This is a genomic window from Natronococcus sp. CG52 (genome assembly GCF_023913515.1).
Taxonomy (GTDB): Archaea; Halobacteriota; Halobacteria; order Halobacteriales; family Natrialbaceae; genus Natronococcus; species Natronococcus zhouii.
Map to the genome: position 1 here is coordinate 3,678,317 of NZ_CP099391.1, position 14,397 is coordinate 3,692,713.

General features: G+C 65.5%; 10 protein-coding genes. 6 read left to right on the forward strand and 4 right to left on the reverse strand.

Going from position 1 to position 14,397, the window contains the following annotated elements; genetic code table 11:
• Positions 1-24: 24 nt before the first annotated feature.
• Entirely contained in the window at positions 25-738 is a 714-nt protein-coding gene (locus tag NED97_RS18490; protein WP_252488478.1) for a hypothetical protein, read from the reverse strand.
• 130 nt (positions 739-868) lie between these two features.
• On the opposite strand from NED97_RS18490, the gene NED97_RS18495 reads away from it, so the two are divergent.
• Positions 869-1,633: an endonuclease NucS domain-containing protein gene (locus NED97_RS18495; protein ID WP_252488479.1), complete on the forward strand. Its 765-nt coding sequence runs from the start codon at positions 869-871 to the stop codon at positions 1,631-1,633.
• 179 nt (positions 1,634-1,812) lie between these two features.
• Positions 1,813-2,853, forward strand: coding sequence for a tRNA-intron lyase (gene endA, locus NED97_RS18500; RefSeq protein ID WP_252488480.1), 1,041 nt, complete (start codon positions 1,813-1,815; stop codon positions 2,851-2,853).
• Between the two features lie 487 nt (positions 2,854-3,340).
• Here endA and NED97_RS18505 read toward each other — a convergent pair whose 3' ends face one another.
• On the reverse strand, positions 3,341-3,736 hold the full coding sequence (locus NED97_RS18505; protein WP_252488481.1) for a methylated-DNA--[protein]-cysteine S-methyltransferase: 396 nt from the start codon (positions 3,734-3,736) through the stop codon (positions 3,341-3,343).
• Between the two features lie 106 nt (positions 3,737-3,842).
• On the opposite strand from NED97_RS18505, the gene NED97_RS18510 reads away from it, so the two are divergent.
• The 4 genes from NED97_RS18510 to NED97_RS18525 all read left to right on the forward strand — a co-directional run bounded on the left by NED97_RS18510 (position 3,843) and on the right by NED97_RS18525 (position 10,881).
• Entirely contained in the window at positions 3,843-5,474 is a 1,632-nt protein-coding gene (locus tag NED97_RS18510) for a tryptophan--tRNA ligase (RefSeq protein WP_252488482.1), read from the forward strand.
• A 224-nt stretch (positions 5,475-5,698) separates the two neighbouring features.
• Complete coding sequence (locus NED97_RS18515) at positions 5,699-7,114, forward strand: APC family permease (protein ID WP_252488483.1); 1,416 nt, start codon at positions 5,699-5,701, stop codon at positions 7,112-7,114.
• A gap of 375 nt (positions 7,115-7,489) precedes the next feature.
• Positions 7,490-9,001 (forward strand): phenylalanine--tRNA ligase subunit alpha, encoded by a 1,512-nt coding sequence (pheS, locus tag NED97_RS18520; RefSeq protein ID WP_252488484.1) that lies wholly within the window; start codon positions 7,490-7,492, stop codon positions 8,999-9,001.
• Complete coding sequence (locus NED97_RS18525) at positions 9,001-10,881, forward strand: phenylalanine--tRNA ligase beta subunit-related protein (RefSeq protein ID WP_252488485.1); 1,881 nt, start codon at positions 9,001-9,003, stop codon at positions 10,879-10,881. Before pheS ends, NED97_RS18525 begins: the two co-directional genes overlap by 1 nt.
• 5 nt (positions 10,882-10,886) lie before the next feature.
• Here NED97_RS18525 and NED97_RS18530 read toward each other — a convergent pair whose 3' ends face one another.
• Together NED97_RS18530 and NED97_RS18535 are read right to left on the reverse strand one after the other, a co-directional pair.
• Complete coding sequence (locus tag NED97_RS18530; RefSeq protein WP_252488486.1) at positions 10,887-13,742, reverse strand: M14 family zinc carboxypeptidase; 2,856 nt, start codon at positions 13,740-13,742, stop codon at positions 10,887-10,889.
• A 249-nt stretch (positions 13,743-13,991) separates the two neighbouring features.
• The gene (locus NED97_RS18535; protein ID WP_152939738.1) at positions 13,992-14,189 is read right to left on the reverse strand and encodes a hypothetical protein; all 198 of its coding nucleotides are present in this window, start codon (positions 14,187-14,189) and stop codon (positions 13,992-13,994) included.
• Positions 14,190-14,397 lie beyond the last annotated feature (208 nt).

Consider the following 14,397-nt stretch of genomic DNA (forward strand, 5'->3'; position numbering starts at 1 on the left):
CTTCTCTCGCGTTCTTCGCGATACTCAGTCGAGGTCCAGTTCCAGCGCTCGCGCACGCTCGAGGAACAGCGCCTTCGCATCGGTCTCGGGGTCGATATCGTCGGGGACGTACTCGAGGGCGGGTTTCTCACGCTCGCCGTTCGGAAAGTGCACGGCCAGCTCGTACCGACCGATCTCGGCGTCGACGGCCTCGACCAGCCGCTCGTCCGTACTCGTCACCTCGAGTCCCGCGGCCTCTCGGACGGCCGCCTGCAGTCGCGTCTCGGCGCGAGTGTACCCCGGAAGGCTGCGCTTGACCGGCGCGGGCACGTCCGAGAGGTAGGCCTCGCTGGCGTCGTGGAGCAGTCCCCAGCGCCGGGCCGCGCGGCTCCCGCCGCGGGCCTCGACCTCGCGGCTGACGTGAATCGAGTGACGGGCGACGCTGTAGAACCACCTCCCCTGGCCGGTGAATCGGCTGAGGTTCGCGAGGGCGTGGGCGACGTCGGCCAGATCGATGCGCTCCGGCTCGGGTTCGAGCGGCGTGATCGTGCTCCCCGATCGCGTGTCGATGGCGCCGTGATCGTCGGTTCGCTCGACGAGCAGGTCCTGGAGCCGACCTACGACGGTCTCGGTCCGCCGTCGAAGCTCGGCGTCGGGCCCCTCGCCCGCTCGGAGCGCCTGCGCCAGGGTCACCACCTCGTCCTCGAGTCGCCGGCGCTCCCCCGGAGGCCCCTCCGAATCGTCGTCTGGACTGACCATACTGTCACCGGTTCGAGAGGAGAGCCAAAGGTGTGACGCTGTCGGTGCCGGACTTCGACCGCCGGTCGGCAGCGGGAATCGGACCGCCGTCGTCCTCGAGTTTAAGTACCAGACCGCGGCCAACGGGGGTATGATCGACGACGCCATCCGCGTGCTCGCGGGCGACTGTACCGTCATCGCGGAAGGAACCGACCGATCGGAGTACCGCGGCCGCGTAACGACCATCGTCAAGCCGGACAACACCGTGCTCGTCCACGACGTCGACGGCTACCAGCCCGTCGCCTGGCTCACCCGCGCCGACAGCGTCTCGAGCGATCGTTCGGACGGGTTCACGCTCGTCGCGAAGAAGGACACCCAGACGCTGCGCATCGCCGCCCACGAGCAGGACGGGTTCGCCCACTACCCGGCCTCCGCGGCCGGAACGCCCGTCGGAACGTGTCCCGACTGCGATAGCGCGCTCGTACGTTCCTCGGGCGTCCACTGCGTCGGCTGCGGCAACCGCTACGGCGTCCCGACCGACGCGACGATCCGCGACGACCGGTGTGAGTGCGGACTGCCGCGGATGCGCGTCGAGCGCGGTCTCGCGTTCGACGTCTGTCTCGACCGGAACTGCGAGTCGCTCGACGAGGCCGTTCGCGAGGCGTTCGACCGCGAGTGGGACTGTCCCGAATCGGACTGCGACGGCGACCTCCGTATCCTCCGGCGGGGAGGCCTGATCGCCGGCTGCGAGCACTACCCCGACTGCGAGACCGGATTCGCGATGCCCACCGGCGTCGTCGACGGCGAGTGCAGCTGTGGGCTCCCGACGTTCGAAACGTCGACGGGGACACGCTGTCTCGACGCGACCTGTGAACGGGTACTGGAGGGGCCGCTCGAGGTCGGCACGAACGACTGATCCACCGACTCGATAGCGATTCGGCCATCTACCGAGCGAGAGCCGACCGATCAGCCGTCGCTGCGGTGGGCAGGAATGAAAGGGACAGGGGCTGTCAGGGTATTCGAATCACCGTTCGCGTTGGCTCTCCGGAAGAAGCGATCCACAGCCACTTAGTGGCCGACGGCCAAGCCACCGGTATGTCACTCGAGGGGCGGTTCGAGGACGGCGTCGTTCGCGTCGGCGGCGACGCTCGCCAGCGCTATCACGACTCGCGGGGGTACGGCTACCCGCTCGAGGGGAACGAGATCGCCCTCGCTCCCATCGAGGCGGCTCACCTGCTCTACCGGGGCGACCTCGAGGCCGTCGTCGACGAGAGCGGCGACCGCCTCGAGTTCCGGTCGTTCCTGGCTCGCGAACCCGGGCCCGACTTCGGCGTCCGCTTTCTTGTCTACGCCGACCTCCGCTCGCGGGGGTTCTATCTCTCGCCCGCAGCGGAGCCGTGGCTCGACGATCCGCCGGAAACCGACTTCGCCGTCTTCCCGCGGGGTAAGGGACCCGGCGACGGGAAGGTCGCCTACGCGCTCCAGGTCATCGGCGAGCGAACGGACGTGCCGGCACGCGACCTCGAAGCGGGCGTCCTCGCGGTCGTCGACGAGGAGAGCGAAATAACGTACTTCGAGGTCGCACGGCGGGATCCGACGGGTTCGTCGGCGTCGTCGCTGCCGGAGGGCTGCGAGGCGGACCTGCTCGCGGACCGCGTCGTCGTCTGGGAGCCGCCGCTCGCCCTGTACGAGGAGACGTTCTACGGCCAGCCGCTCGAGGGCCGGGAGTACGACGAACCGACGTTACAGTGTTCGCTGCTCGAGGCGGCCTACCTCGCCGAGGGGGACGCGATCGACCTCGAGCCGACGACGGTTCGCGAACGTGGCCGAAAGGTCGAGGGCGAGCGGTTCGACCGACGGTTCCGAGTCTACACTGAACTGCGCGAGCGTGGCATTGTACCCAAGACGGGGTACAAGTTCGGCGCGGACTTCCGAACCTACGCCGACGTCGACTCCGTCGACGACCTCGGTCACTCGGAGCTACTGGTGCGCGTCCATCCGGACGACTACGTCTTCGAGCCGCGCGACCTCGCGCTCGACGTGCGGCTGGCCCACGGCGTCCGGAAGACGATGGTGTTCGCGCTCGTGGGTGCGGAGAGCGTCGAGTGGTGGTCGATCGAGCGGCTGACGCCCTGAAGAATCGCACGACGGTTCCGTACAGGCGAACTGCGTATCACTTCGGACCAACCTATTTCCTGCGGTGGCGCGCGCTGTCGGCCGACCGAGCGCGAGCGAGGGCGGTCGACGACGCTGTGCGAGGGGCGAACGAGCGCAGCGAGTGAGTCGGCTGGGGAGGGCGTGGTAATCCCCCGTGTTCGTGCGAGGAGGACCTGCTCCTGGAGAATTACCGCGAAAGTCCCTGGCCCGCTCGCCGACTGCGACTCGCTGCGCGCTTCTTTCGCTCCGCTCAGTCTCGTTCGAAAGGCGCTTCGCGCCTTTCGTGATCACGAGAGAGCGAAGCTCTCTCGAACGACAGTGCTTGCGTCGTCTCGCTCGTCAACCGGGCCAGCCCCTTTCAGTCCCACCCGGCGGCGGTTGGCCGGTACTGCAGACTCGACGTCGGACGTTCCATTCGCCTCTCTACGTAACGAACGACCAGTTCGGGTTCAGAACCAAACTGCTGCTATTCGGTCCCCGGAATCGAGGCCCCCTCGTGCTCGAGTAGGCGACGCTTCAGCTTCAGCCCGCCGGCGTAGCCGGTGAGCGAATCGGTGCTCACGACGCGGTGGCAGGGGACGATCACGGGAAGCGGATTGCGGCCGCAGGCCTGTCCGACGGCGATCGGCGCGGTCTCGAGGTCGGCCGCAAGTTCGCCGTACGTGCGCGTTTCTCCGCGTGGAATCCGCTCCATCGCCCGCATCACCGCACCTGTAAAGTCGCCGGGATACTCGATTTCGAGGTCGAACTGCGCCCGCTGCCCGGCTTCGTACTCCCGCAGTTGCTCACGAACGGACGACGGATCCGCGTCGATCCGCACCTCGTCGAGTTCGAGTTCGCTCCCGAAGATTCGAATGCGCATCGGTCAGTCGTTCGTCGTCGGACGACTTAGCCCGTACGGTGGGTCGAGATCGACGGCGAGACCGAAGGCGAAGGCTTTTGCGCTCCGGCGCGCCAAAACCGTGGTAATGACCGGAGACGACCCATGCGAGGAGCCCGACTCAGCGGAACCGCGAACCGGGCAGCCGGTAGCGGACGGTGTTGAGCGATTCGCCTCGGCGCTCCGTTCCGACGGCGGAGCAGCAGGCGCAGACGACGTCGCACTGGATCCGTGGGGCTCCTCGGCCGTCTCCGACTACCGCAAACTGTTCGAGGAGTTCGGCATCGAGGAGTTTGACGAGATACTCGAGGAGGTTCCGAACCCCCACTACCTGATGCGTCGGGGCGTCATCTTCGGACACCGCGACTATCGACCGGTCGCGGAGGCGCTACGCAACGGGGAGGACGCGGCCGTCCTCTCAGGATTCATGCCCACCGGCGATCCGCACATCGGTCACAAGCTGGTGTTCGACGAGATCGTCTGGCACCAGCAACAGGGCGCCGACGCCTACGCGCTGATCGCCGACCTCGAGGCCAACTCCGCCCGCGGGATGAGCTGGGACGAGATCGACGAGCACGCGCGTAACTACCTCCTCTCGCTGCTTGCGCTCGGGTTCGATCCCGAGGAGGGAGAGCTCTACCGCCAGTCGACCAACCGCGAGGTCCAGGACCTCGCGTTCGACCTCGGCGCGGACGCCAACTTCTCCGAGTTCCAGGCGATCTACGGCTTCGACGGCGAGACCGACGTCTCCCACATGCAGTCGGTCGTCACGCAGATGGCCGACATCCTCTACCCGCAACTCGAGGAGCCCAAACCCACCGTGATCCCCGTCGGCCCGGACCAGGATCCACACGTCCGACTGGCTCGCGACCTCGCCGAGCGGACCCGATTCTTCAAGGTCTCGGAGGCGTACGCGAGCTTCGAACTCGATCCCGAGGAACGCGCCCTCGTCGCCGACTACTACGAGCGCCTCGATCCGGCCGAGTTCGACGACGACTCGCTCCGCTGCGTCCACGTCGCCGGGGCGATCGAGGAGACGCCGCTCGAGGAACTCGACGTCGCGGCCGACACGCTCAGCTCGGTCCTGACGAAGCTCGAGGAGGGCGGAATGGAGCCGATCCGTCCGCGGACGCGCTTCTCCGACCGACGGGCGACCGAGGAAGCGTTCGACGCGCTCATCGACGCCATCGACGGCGAGAAGCGCGTCTACGAGAGCCACGTCGACGCCTTCGAGATCGACCGCGCCGAGGCCGAGGAACTCGCCCGACAGGTCGAGGTCGACAACGGCGGCTACGGCTTCCGTCCGCCCTCCTCGATCTACCACCGCTTCATGACCGGGCTGACGGGCGGCAAGATGTCGTCGTCGGTGCCGGCGAGTCACATCTCGCTGCTGGACGATCCCGAGGACGGCTACAGCAAGGTGAAGTCGGCGACGACCGGCGGCCGCGAGACGGCCGAAGAGCAGCGCGAACTCGGCGGCCGCGCCGACGAGTGTCCCGTCTACGAACTGTACGCCTACCTGCTCTCGGGGGACGACGACGAGTTCGCCAAGCGCGTCTACGACGAGTGCGTCGGCGGGGAGCGGCTCTGTGGCGACTGCAAGGAGCAGGCCGCCCAGCTCATGAAGGAGTTCCTCGAGGAGCACCAGGAGAAGCGCAAGGAGGTCGCGGAGCTGCTCGAGGCGGCGGATATCGAACTCGAGTCGCCGCGGCGGGGGTAAATCGCCGCTCGAAGTTCGTTTCTATACCGGCTCTGACGAGAGCGCGTCGACTCACTTACTGCGTACGTCTGATTTTGCGATCGGTGTAGCGGAGTCTCGGACGGTGCAGCAACACACTGAATCGACCGCTCGACGGCTAGCGTCAGTTGATAACACAGACCAAACAGACTTACGAGTTTCTTTCTAAGATAAATTTAACAGCAGTCCTACTGAAACGTGTGATTATGAGCGAGACAACACACAGCGGCCTCGTAAAGGCGTTATCCTCGAAAGAGGTGCTGATACTGTCGTTCGGTGCGATGATCGGGTGGGGCTGGATCATCTTGACGGGAGAGTGGATCAACGAAGGGGGGCCGCTGGGGGCGATCACGGCGTTCCTTCTCGGCGGGGTCGTCGTCGGAGCAGTTGCGATAGTATACAGTGAACTCGCTTCCGCGATGCCGTTGGTCGGCGGCGAGCACGTGTACAGTCTGCGCGCTCTCGGTCCGGTCGGATCGTTCGTCTGTACGTGGGCAATTATCTTCGGTTACGTTACCGTCGCCGCCTTCGAAGCCGTAGCTCTTCCGTCTGCGATGGCGTTTATCATCCCCGGATTCAATGCGGTGCCGCTGTGGTCCGTGGCCGGCGAACCCGTCTACGGAACCTGGGTGCTCGTTGGAGTGCTCGGCACCGTCGGGGTGACCTATTTGAACTACATCGGTATTCGGCCGGCAGCACAGTTTCAGATAATCATGACGACGATCATCGCGTTCGCGGGGATCGTGCTGATCGCCGGTGCGATCGTCGGTGGTCAACCGTCGCCGGATAGCTCGTTTGGCGCGGGGACTGCGGGTATCTTTGCCGTGATTCTGATGGTCCCGTTCATGTTCGTCGGGTTCGACGTAATCCCTCAATCGGCCGAAGAGGCCAACGTCCCTCCTCGGACGTTAGGCCTTTTGATCGTTCTCTCGGTGGGACTGGCCGCAGCGTTCTACGTGGCCGTTATCTGGGGTGCCAGTCGTGCACTTCCCGGAAGCGCGCTCGTCGAAAGTCCGCTCCCCGCCGCCGAGGCGATGGCCGTCTTGTACGACAGTCAACAGATCGGACAGCTGATGGCCCTCGCCGGAATCGCAGGAATCCTCACCAGCTGGAACGCGTTTATCATCGGCGGAAGTCGAGCCCTCTTTGCGCTTTCCGAGTCCGGAATGCTCCCCGGAGTGCTCTCAAAAGTCCATCCGGAGTACAATACGCCGAGCAACGCGATTCTCCTCGTCGGAGGGCTCTCCGTACTCGCCCCGCTCTTCGGGGAGCAGATGTTGACGTGGATCGTCAATGCCGGAGGGCTCGGGATCGTCACCGCCTGGTTCCTGGTCGTCGTGTCGTTTCTCGTTCTGCGCTACCGCGAGCCGGAGATGAACCGGCCGTACGAAGTTCCGGCAGGATACCTCATCGGGACGATCGCGCTCGTGATGACCGCTGCGTTCGTCTATCTGTACCTTCCAGGGGGCGAATCCGAGCTGCTCTGGCCTTACGAGTGGATGATCGTCCTCGTCTGGATCGTACTCGGTGTCGTGCTCTATGCAGCATCAGGAGGAGCGACGTCGGAGACGACCGAGGATCTCGTCGAAAAGCTCGAGTCGTTGGAAGAATCTGACGATTAACCGCACGACTCGATTCCGTACTTGTGGGGTTCGGCGTCGTAAAACGACTCCCAGTCGAGTCACAGTATCGCATTCGCGTGCGAACAAACGGTTGTAAATCCCTGTCACCGTCCCGCAAAGCTTTTGCTCCGGACGGGGTATCCTGCGAACGTGGCACCCGAATCCCACGCCCGTGCCGGTGTCGCGCGCCAGCCACCGCTCTCGAAGGCGGGATTCGGTTTTTTCTTCGTCCGGTGACCCCGGGTCGGTGGAGTCTCGAGGGGCCACACCGGCTTCTCGAGCCGAAACCGACCGCACCGACGCCGGACGATTCGCGTCGACGCGAGTCGAGTCGGAACCGCTAACTGACCGACCAACAGCAATTCAGGTAAGCGAATGCAACTTCCCGAACAACAGGTCGCGGTCGTAGAGGCCGCGAGTGCAGACGAGGCAACGTCCGTCGACGCCCTCGCTGCGGCGACCGACCTCCCGCCGGAGACCGTCACCGGGGCGGCCTTCGAACTCGAGGAGGACGGACTGGTCGCCGTCGCCGAACGCGTCGACGAAACGATCGCCCTCACCGAGGAGGGCCGCGAGTACGCCGCGGACGGACTGCCGGAGGTTCGTCTCTACGAGGCCGCCCTCGAGGCCGGCGCCGACGCCGATCCCGTCTCGATGGGACAGGTCATCGGCGCCTCCGGACTCGAGGGGGCCCAGGTCGACATCGCGCTCTCGAACTACGCCCGGAAAGGCTACGGTGTGATCGACAGCGGCGAGATCACGGCCGATCCCGACGCCGATCCCGCCACGGATTCGGAGAGGAACGCGCTCGAGTCGCTGGCCGGCGACGGGGTGCTCGAGGGGAGCGAGGACGTTCTCGACCGGCTCGAGCGCCGCGGTCTCGTCGAGATCACCGTGTCGACCGTCCGCGAGGTGACGCTGACCGAGCAGGGCGTCACGGAGCTGATGGCCGGTATCGAGACCGCCGAGACGGTCGGGGAGGTCACGCCAGAACTCCTGACCAGCGGCGAGTGGGAGGACGCCGAGTTCGCCGAGTACAACGTCGAGGCCGACGCCGAGTCCGTCGAGGGCGGCCGCGTCCACGTCCTGCGCGAGACGTCCGAGCGGGTCAAGGACGTCCTCGTCGGGATGGGATTCGAAGAGATGGACGGCCCCCACGCCGACGCGGACTTCTGGATCAACGACTGCCTGTTCATGCCCCAGGACCATCCCGCGCGGACCCACTGGGACCGGTTCGCCCTGGAGCAGCCGACGCACATCGACGAACTCCCCGAGGACCTCGTCGAGCGCGTCGAGCGCGCCCACAGGGAGGGCGTCGGCGAGGACGGCGAGGGCTATCACTCGCCGTGGGACGAGAGCTTCGCGCGGGCGCTCGCGCTTCGCGGGCACACGACCTCGCTGTCGACGCGCTACCTCTCCGGCACCGAGATCGGCGAGATCGAACCGCCCGCCCGCTACTTCAGCGTCGAGAAGGCCTACCGCAACGACACCCTGGACGCGACGCACCTGCTCGAGTTCTACCAGATCGAGGGTTGGGTGATGGCCGAGGATCTCTCGGTACGGGATCTGATGGGCACCTTCGAGGAGTTCTACGCCCAGTTCGGCATCGAAGACATCCAGTTCAAGCCGCACTACAACCCCTACACCGAACCGAGCTTCGAGCTGTTCGGAACCCACCCGACGACGGGCGAACTGATCGAGATCGGTAACTCCGGCATCTTCCGCGAGGAGATGCTCGAGCCGCTGGGCGTCGACTGCGACGTGATGGCCTGGGGTCTCGCCTTAGAGCGGCTGGCCATGCTCACCACCGGCGCGGAGGACATCCGCGACCTCCACGGTACGCTCGCCGATCTCGAGTTCCTGCGGAACGCGGAGGTGACCTACTGATGCCAACCGTCGATATCGACCCGGACGAACTGCGAGAACTGACCGGCCACGAGGAGAAAAACGACGACGAACTCATCGACGACCTGTTCGGCCTCGGCCTCGAGTTCGAGGGCTGGACGGAAGACGACGAGTTCGAACTCGAGTTCGCGCCTGACCGCCTCGATCGGCTTTCGGTCGAGGGGGTCGCGCGATCCATGCGGTACCACTACGGCGACGCCCGCGGCGTTCACGTCCCGTCGACGAACAGCGCGGAGTGGACCATCGAGGTCGACGAGTCGGTTCCCGACGAGCGACCGTACGTCACGGGTGCGGTGGTCCGCGACGTCGATCTCGACGAGGAGAGTCTCGACTCGCTGATTCAGTTGCAAGAAAAGCTCCACGCGACGATGGGGCGCAAGCGCGCGAAGGGCGCGATCGGGATTCACGATCTGACGATGCTGAAGGGGAGTTCAGCCGTAGAGGAAGGCACCCCGTCGATCGAGTACGTCGGCATCGAACCCGACGAGGACCGGTTCGTCCCCCTCGACTCGGACGCCGAGATGACGCCGGCCGAGGTGCTCGAGGACCACCAGACCGGCCAGACCTATGCGGATCTCGTCAGCGAGTACGAGCGCTACCCCGCGATCTACGACGATATCGGGCTGTTCTCGTTCCCGCCAGTGATCAACGGCCGCCGCACCGAGGTCTCGACGGACTCGAGAGACCTGTTCGTCGAGATGACGGGCACCGACCAGTGGACGATCGACAAGATGCTGAACATCGTCTGCTACGCGCTCACGGCCCGCGGCGCGACGCTCGAGGACGTGACAGTCGAATACCCAGATAGCGAGTCCGCGAACGCGGACTCGGACGGGAGCCGGACGCAGTCCGGCGGGCGCGACCTCGTCCGGCCCGATCTCTCGACCAAGACCAAGACCGTCTCCCACGACCGTATCGAGACCGTTCTGGGGATCGATCTCGACCCCGACGAAGTGATCGATCTGGCGGAGCGATCCGGTCTCGATGCCGAGAAAGACGAGGACGAGGTCGAAGACGAACCCGAGGAGAGTATTACTCCGCTGGAGCAACGAGATGGACTCGAGGAACGGAGTTCCGCGGACGGTTCGAGCGGGCCGCGAGAGAACGACGAAGCCGCGCCGGTTGGCGACCTCGTCTACGAGGTCACCGTCCCGCCCTACCGCGTCGACGTGCTCCACCCGCTGGACGTCATCGACGACCTCGGGCGGGCCTACGGCTTCAACGACCTCGAGCCGACTTACCCCGACGTGGGGACCGTCGGCGGGCGTCACGAGCGCTCTCGACTCGAGCGCGCCGTCCGCACCCAGCTCGTCGGACTCGGCTTCGAGGACCTGCTGAACTTCCACATGAGCAACGAGGAGGTGAACTACGAGCGAGTCGACGTTCGACCGGGCAAGGAGTTCTACGGTGCCGGCGAACCCGCGACGATCAAGGAGCCCTACAGCGAGGACTACACCATCCTCCGGACGTGGTGTCTCCCCTCCCTACTGATGGTTCTCGAGAACAACACTCACCGCGCCTACCCCCAGCACCTCTCCGAGGTCGGCTTCGCCGCCGAAGTCGACGGGCGCGAGAACACGGGCGTCGCGGAGGGCCGTCACGTCGGAGCCGTCCTCGCGAGCCACGACGCCGGCTACGAGGACGCCAAGGCACGACTCCAGGCGATCGCCCGGGACTTCGACGTCGACCTCGAGACGCCCGCGACCGACCACCCGACGTTCATCTCGGGCCGCGCGGCGGACGTCGTCATCGACGGCGAGACCGTCGGCGTCGTCGGCGAGGTCCACCCGAAGGTGCTCGTCGAGCACGACCTCGAGGTGCCCGTCGCGGCGTTCGAGTTCGACCTCGATGCGCTTCGATAGGGCCGCTACCGAATCTCGCCGTACGTTCGCACCAGTTCTCCTTCCGCATATCGGCGTTGTTCGAAGCCGAGCGCGTTACACACCAGCGTGTGGCCCATAAAGGAGACGGCGTAGTCCGCCATTCCGAAGGGGTGAAGCTCGGTCTGCCGAGCCGGCGGGAGGACCGAACCGAGCACGGTGATCTCTGACTCGTCCGCGGCGAGCGTGCCGGCGCCGACGCCGGAGCCGACCGGTGCCAGGTTGCCGCCGTCGTCGTCCCACTCCGTGAACGTGCCCGCGATCGAGCCGCCGGCGTCCGCGAAGGCGTCCGGATCGACGGTCGTCGCCGGCTGGTCGACACCGGTGGTGTAGCCGAGCTGTGAGCCCTTCCAGATCTCCCGCTGTCGGGTCCTGATTCCCGCTAGCAGCGGGTGATCGAACTCACGATCCTCGAGGTTCACGAACTGCATCTGGACGTCGCGGACGTCTTCGGTCGTAATCGACGCGGCTTCGCCGACCTCGAGTTCGCCGAGCAAGTTGACGCCCGAATCGGTGAGGACGAGGTCGCCGCCGGCGTCGACGAACGCCTCGATCGCCTCGAGATACTGCGGATCGTCGACGCCGTCGTCGTGCGAAACGACGAGTTTGTCGTAGCGGCGTTCGCCCGAGTTTCCGCGCAGTAACCGACCGATGCGCACGTCGTGGACGCGCAGTCCGTCCAGCGAGCCGTCCTCGAGGACGGGTCCGAGATCGGCGAAGAACTGCATCGGGTTGACGGTGTACTCGCGCTGCTCGTAGCCGAGGACTTCCTCGGGGTCGGGAACGTCGCCGTCGACGTCGAGCATCGTCGTACCGACCGCGACTTCGGCGTCGCTCTCGACCTCGACCTCCCACCGGCCCGCCCGCGGTCGGCGGACGAAGAATTCCTCGAAGTCGTGTTTCCGCGCCGACGAGTCGTCCGGGTCCGCCGTCGCATCGATGTCGATCTCGCGAACGACGGTTCCGGACGGATTTCTCACGCGAACGACGCCCTCGGTCGCGTTGCGGATCCCGTCGAGGTGGACGAACAGGGAGTGTGAGGCGTCGGACGCGTCCGCCGAGACGCTCGAGGCACCGACGGGGCCGGGCTGGATCACGTCGTGGCGCCGTCGCATCTCCGTCGCGCGCTCCTGGCCGTGGCCGCCGCCCTGTCCGGGGTGCTCGTCGGCGTGAGGAAGATCGGCCGACGACCGCGTGAGTTCGTCCGTCGTGACGTAGGCGGTGTTCTGGTCGCCGGTCGCGACGGTCGCGTTCGTCTCCCGCGCGGTCATCTCGGCGTACTCGCGCATCGAGATCCGGTAGGCCGTTTCGTAGTGACGCACCCAGTACGGTTTCCAGTCCTTCCGGGCGTCCTGGTAGTGATTCGAGAGGATGATCTCCGGCGCGACGGTAATCGCGCCGAGTCCGCCGAACTCCTCGGGTTGGCCGGCCCAGCCGAGAAAGCCGCCGGTGATCTGGTAGGCGAGCGAGTCGTAGATCGTCCCCCAGTCGAACAGGCCGTCGTAGCTGTCGCCCTCCGGCACGAACGGGAATCCGTACATCTCGTCGCCGGCCGTAGCGATGTCGTCCGCGATCGCGTCGACGCTACCCCAGTGGTCGTGCATTCCCTCGCCGATCTGGATGTTGACCTCGTCTAAGTCGTGAGTGCCGTCGTGATCGAACGGCGCGTTCGTCTCGAGGTTGAACACCACGTGGTCCGCGGTGTACATGCCGTGGTAGTCACAGAGGAACGCCACGTTGTCGTAGCCGCGGAAGTGGTCGACGATCGCGAGCGAGTCCGGAACGAGATCGTGGAACTCCTCGGGCGCGCCGTCGGGTTCGGCCGGCCGGAAGCTCGGGTTCGTCCAGCCCATCGTCGGGTACTGGCGGTTGGTGTCGACCGGTTGTCCGTCGAAGAGACTCGCGTTCCCGCGCTGGAAGTTGGTGTCGTGGCCTTCGACCCACGGAATCTCGGTCTGGGGCTTGCGCGAGACCCAGCCGTCCGGGTTGGTAAACAGGAAGAGGATGACGATGTCGTCGAGCAGCTCCTCGAACTCGTCGGCTTCGCCCGCTGCGATGTCCTCGATGAGCCGACAGCCGGCCTCCGTGCCGGCCCGCTCGTCGCCGTGGATGCTGAGCGAGAACACGACTTTCTCCTTCTCGGCGAACGAGGAATCGTCCCGGACGTCGTTCGTGACCTCGGTGACGTAGATGTCCCGCCCGTCGGACTCTTCGCCCGCGAACTGGTTCGTCCAGCCCGGCGACTGTCCGATCGCCTTCGCTCGGATCCGGTCGGGGTTGTCCGCCTCGAGGTGCTCGAGCGCCTGGACCGACTCCTCGTAGGCGAGGTAGTTCCGGGCCTCCTCGACCGGCGGGAAGACGCCGTCCTCGTAGGGCGCCTCGAGTTTCCACCAGGGGTTCGCGCCGGGTGAGAAGTCCATCCGTTCGACCCCGTCCAGTTCGAGGACGTCACCGACCTCGTCGGCGGTGAGGTGTGCGTGTGCGGCCGGCGCGGGCGACTCGCGAGTGACCGCCTTCGGAGCGCGCTCGAGGTCCGGATCGGGTTCCTCCGCGTACTCGTCCGCGAAGGCCTCGAGCGCCTCCCCGTCGGCGAACTCGATGACGGTCGCGGTCTCGTACTCGTCGGGGGTGTGGTTGACGACGAACGCGTACTCGTCGGTTAACGGCTCCCCCGTTACGTCGGCTGTCGCGGCACCGGGGAGCGCGAGCGCGGCCCCCGTGGCGGCGGAGAGGCTGAGAAACGTTCGGCGGTCGATACCGCCCTCGAACGCCTCGTCCGGGTGTTCGTCCGCGGGACCGCCGTCGACACCGCTGGATCGGAAGCTGTCTGGATTCCGTATCATTTGGTATCGTGGGTGCGCCCCACGAGAACGAATCACAATGATTTCGGATAAATAAAATGATGAACGAGAGAATGTATCTGGAAGGTGCATATTTACGTTGCTGAGAGGCGGGAGAGTTCGGGAGGCGCGTCGCTCGGAGGCAAGTGAGTTCAGTCTCAGAAACACTGAAACGCGGCAGCGAGGCTCGAAGCGTTCGTATCGGCGCCGATCGATACCGGTTAGAATCGAGAACGAGGTCGGCGGCTCCCGTTAGAATTCGTGCTCTACATCGTTTTCGTCGGCCTTCTGAATGATAATCTTGCCATCCCGGACGCGGACGAACACCTCGTCACCGATATCCATGCCCGCGACTGCGAGTTCGTCCTCGTGGAGATTCAGATGAACGTTGTGATAATTGCCGTCTTCGTCTTTGGCACCGCTTGGACTCAACTTCTTTTTCCGTACCATCGCGGGATTCTAGGTCGAACTTCGCCGTAGGATATACTTAAGTGTTTTCTACGTCACAGCGAACGATATCGTCTTAACAGTGAATTACAGGAAAATACGCGACAGCGAGCGCATCGCGTGGAGAGAACACCACGGAAAGACCCGCGGCGGTATCACTTAAAGATGACGGCGCAGTCGGTCGGTTTTGGGGGATATCTTTATGTCGGAT

Bases quoted from the DNA above. Each gene is read 5' to 3' on its own strand.
- NED97_RS18490 (WP_252488478.1), bottom strand. From the start codon at position 738: ATGGTCAGTCCAGACGACGATTCGGAGGGGCCTCCGGGGGAGCGCCGG.
- NED97_RS18495 (WP_252488479.1), top strand. From the start codon at position 869: ATGATCGACGACGCCATCCGCGTGCTCGCGGGCGACTGTACCGTCATC.
- endA (WP_252488480.1), top strand. From the start codon at position 1,813: ATGTCACTCGAGGGGCGGTTCGAGGACGGCGTCGTTCGCGTCGGCGGC.
- NED97_RS18505 (WP_252488481.1), bottom strand. From the start codon at position 3,736: ATGCGCATTCGAATCTTCGGGAGCGAACTCGAACTCGACGAGGTGCGG.
- NED97_RS18510 (WP_252488482.1), top strand. From the start codon at position 3,843: ATGACCGGAGACGACCCATGCGAGGAGCCCGACTCAGCGGAACCGCGA.
- NED97_RS18515 (WP_252488483.1), top strand. From the start codon at position 5,699: ATGAGCGAGACAACACACAGCGGCCTCGTAAAGGCGTTATCCTCGAAA.
- pheS (WP_252488484.1), top strand. From the start codon at position 7,490: ATGCAACTTCCCGAACAACAGGTCGCGGTCGTAGAGGCCGCGAGTGCA.
- NED97_RS18525 (WP_252488485.1), top strand. From the start codon at position 9,001: ATGCCAACCGTCGATATCGACCCGGACGAACTGCGAGAACTGACCGGC.
- NED97_RS18530 (WP_252488486.1), bottom strand. From the start codon at position 13,742: ATGATACGGAATCCAGACAGCTTCCGATCCAGCGGTGTCGACGGCGGT.
- NED97_RS18535 (WP_152939738.1), bottom strand. From the start codon at position 14,189: ATGGTACGGAAAAAGAAGTTGAGTCCAAGCGGTGCCAAAGACGAAGAC.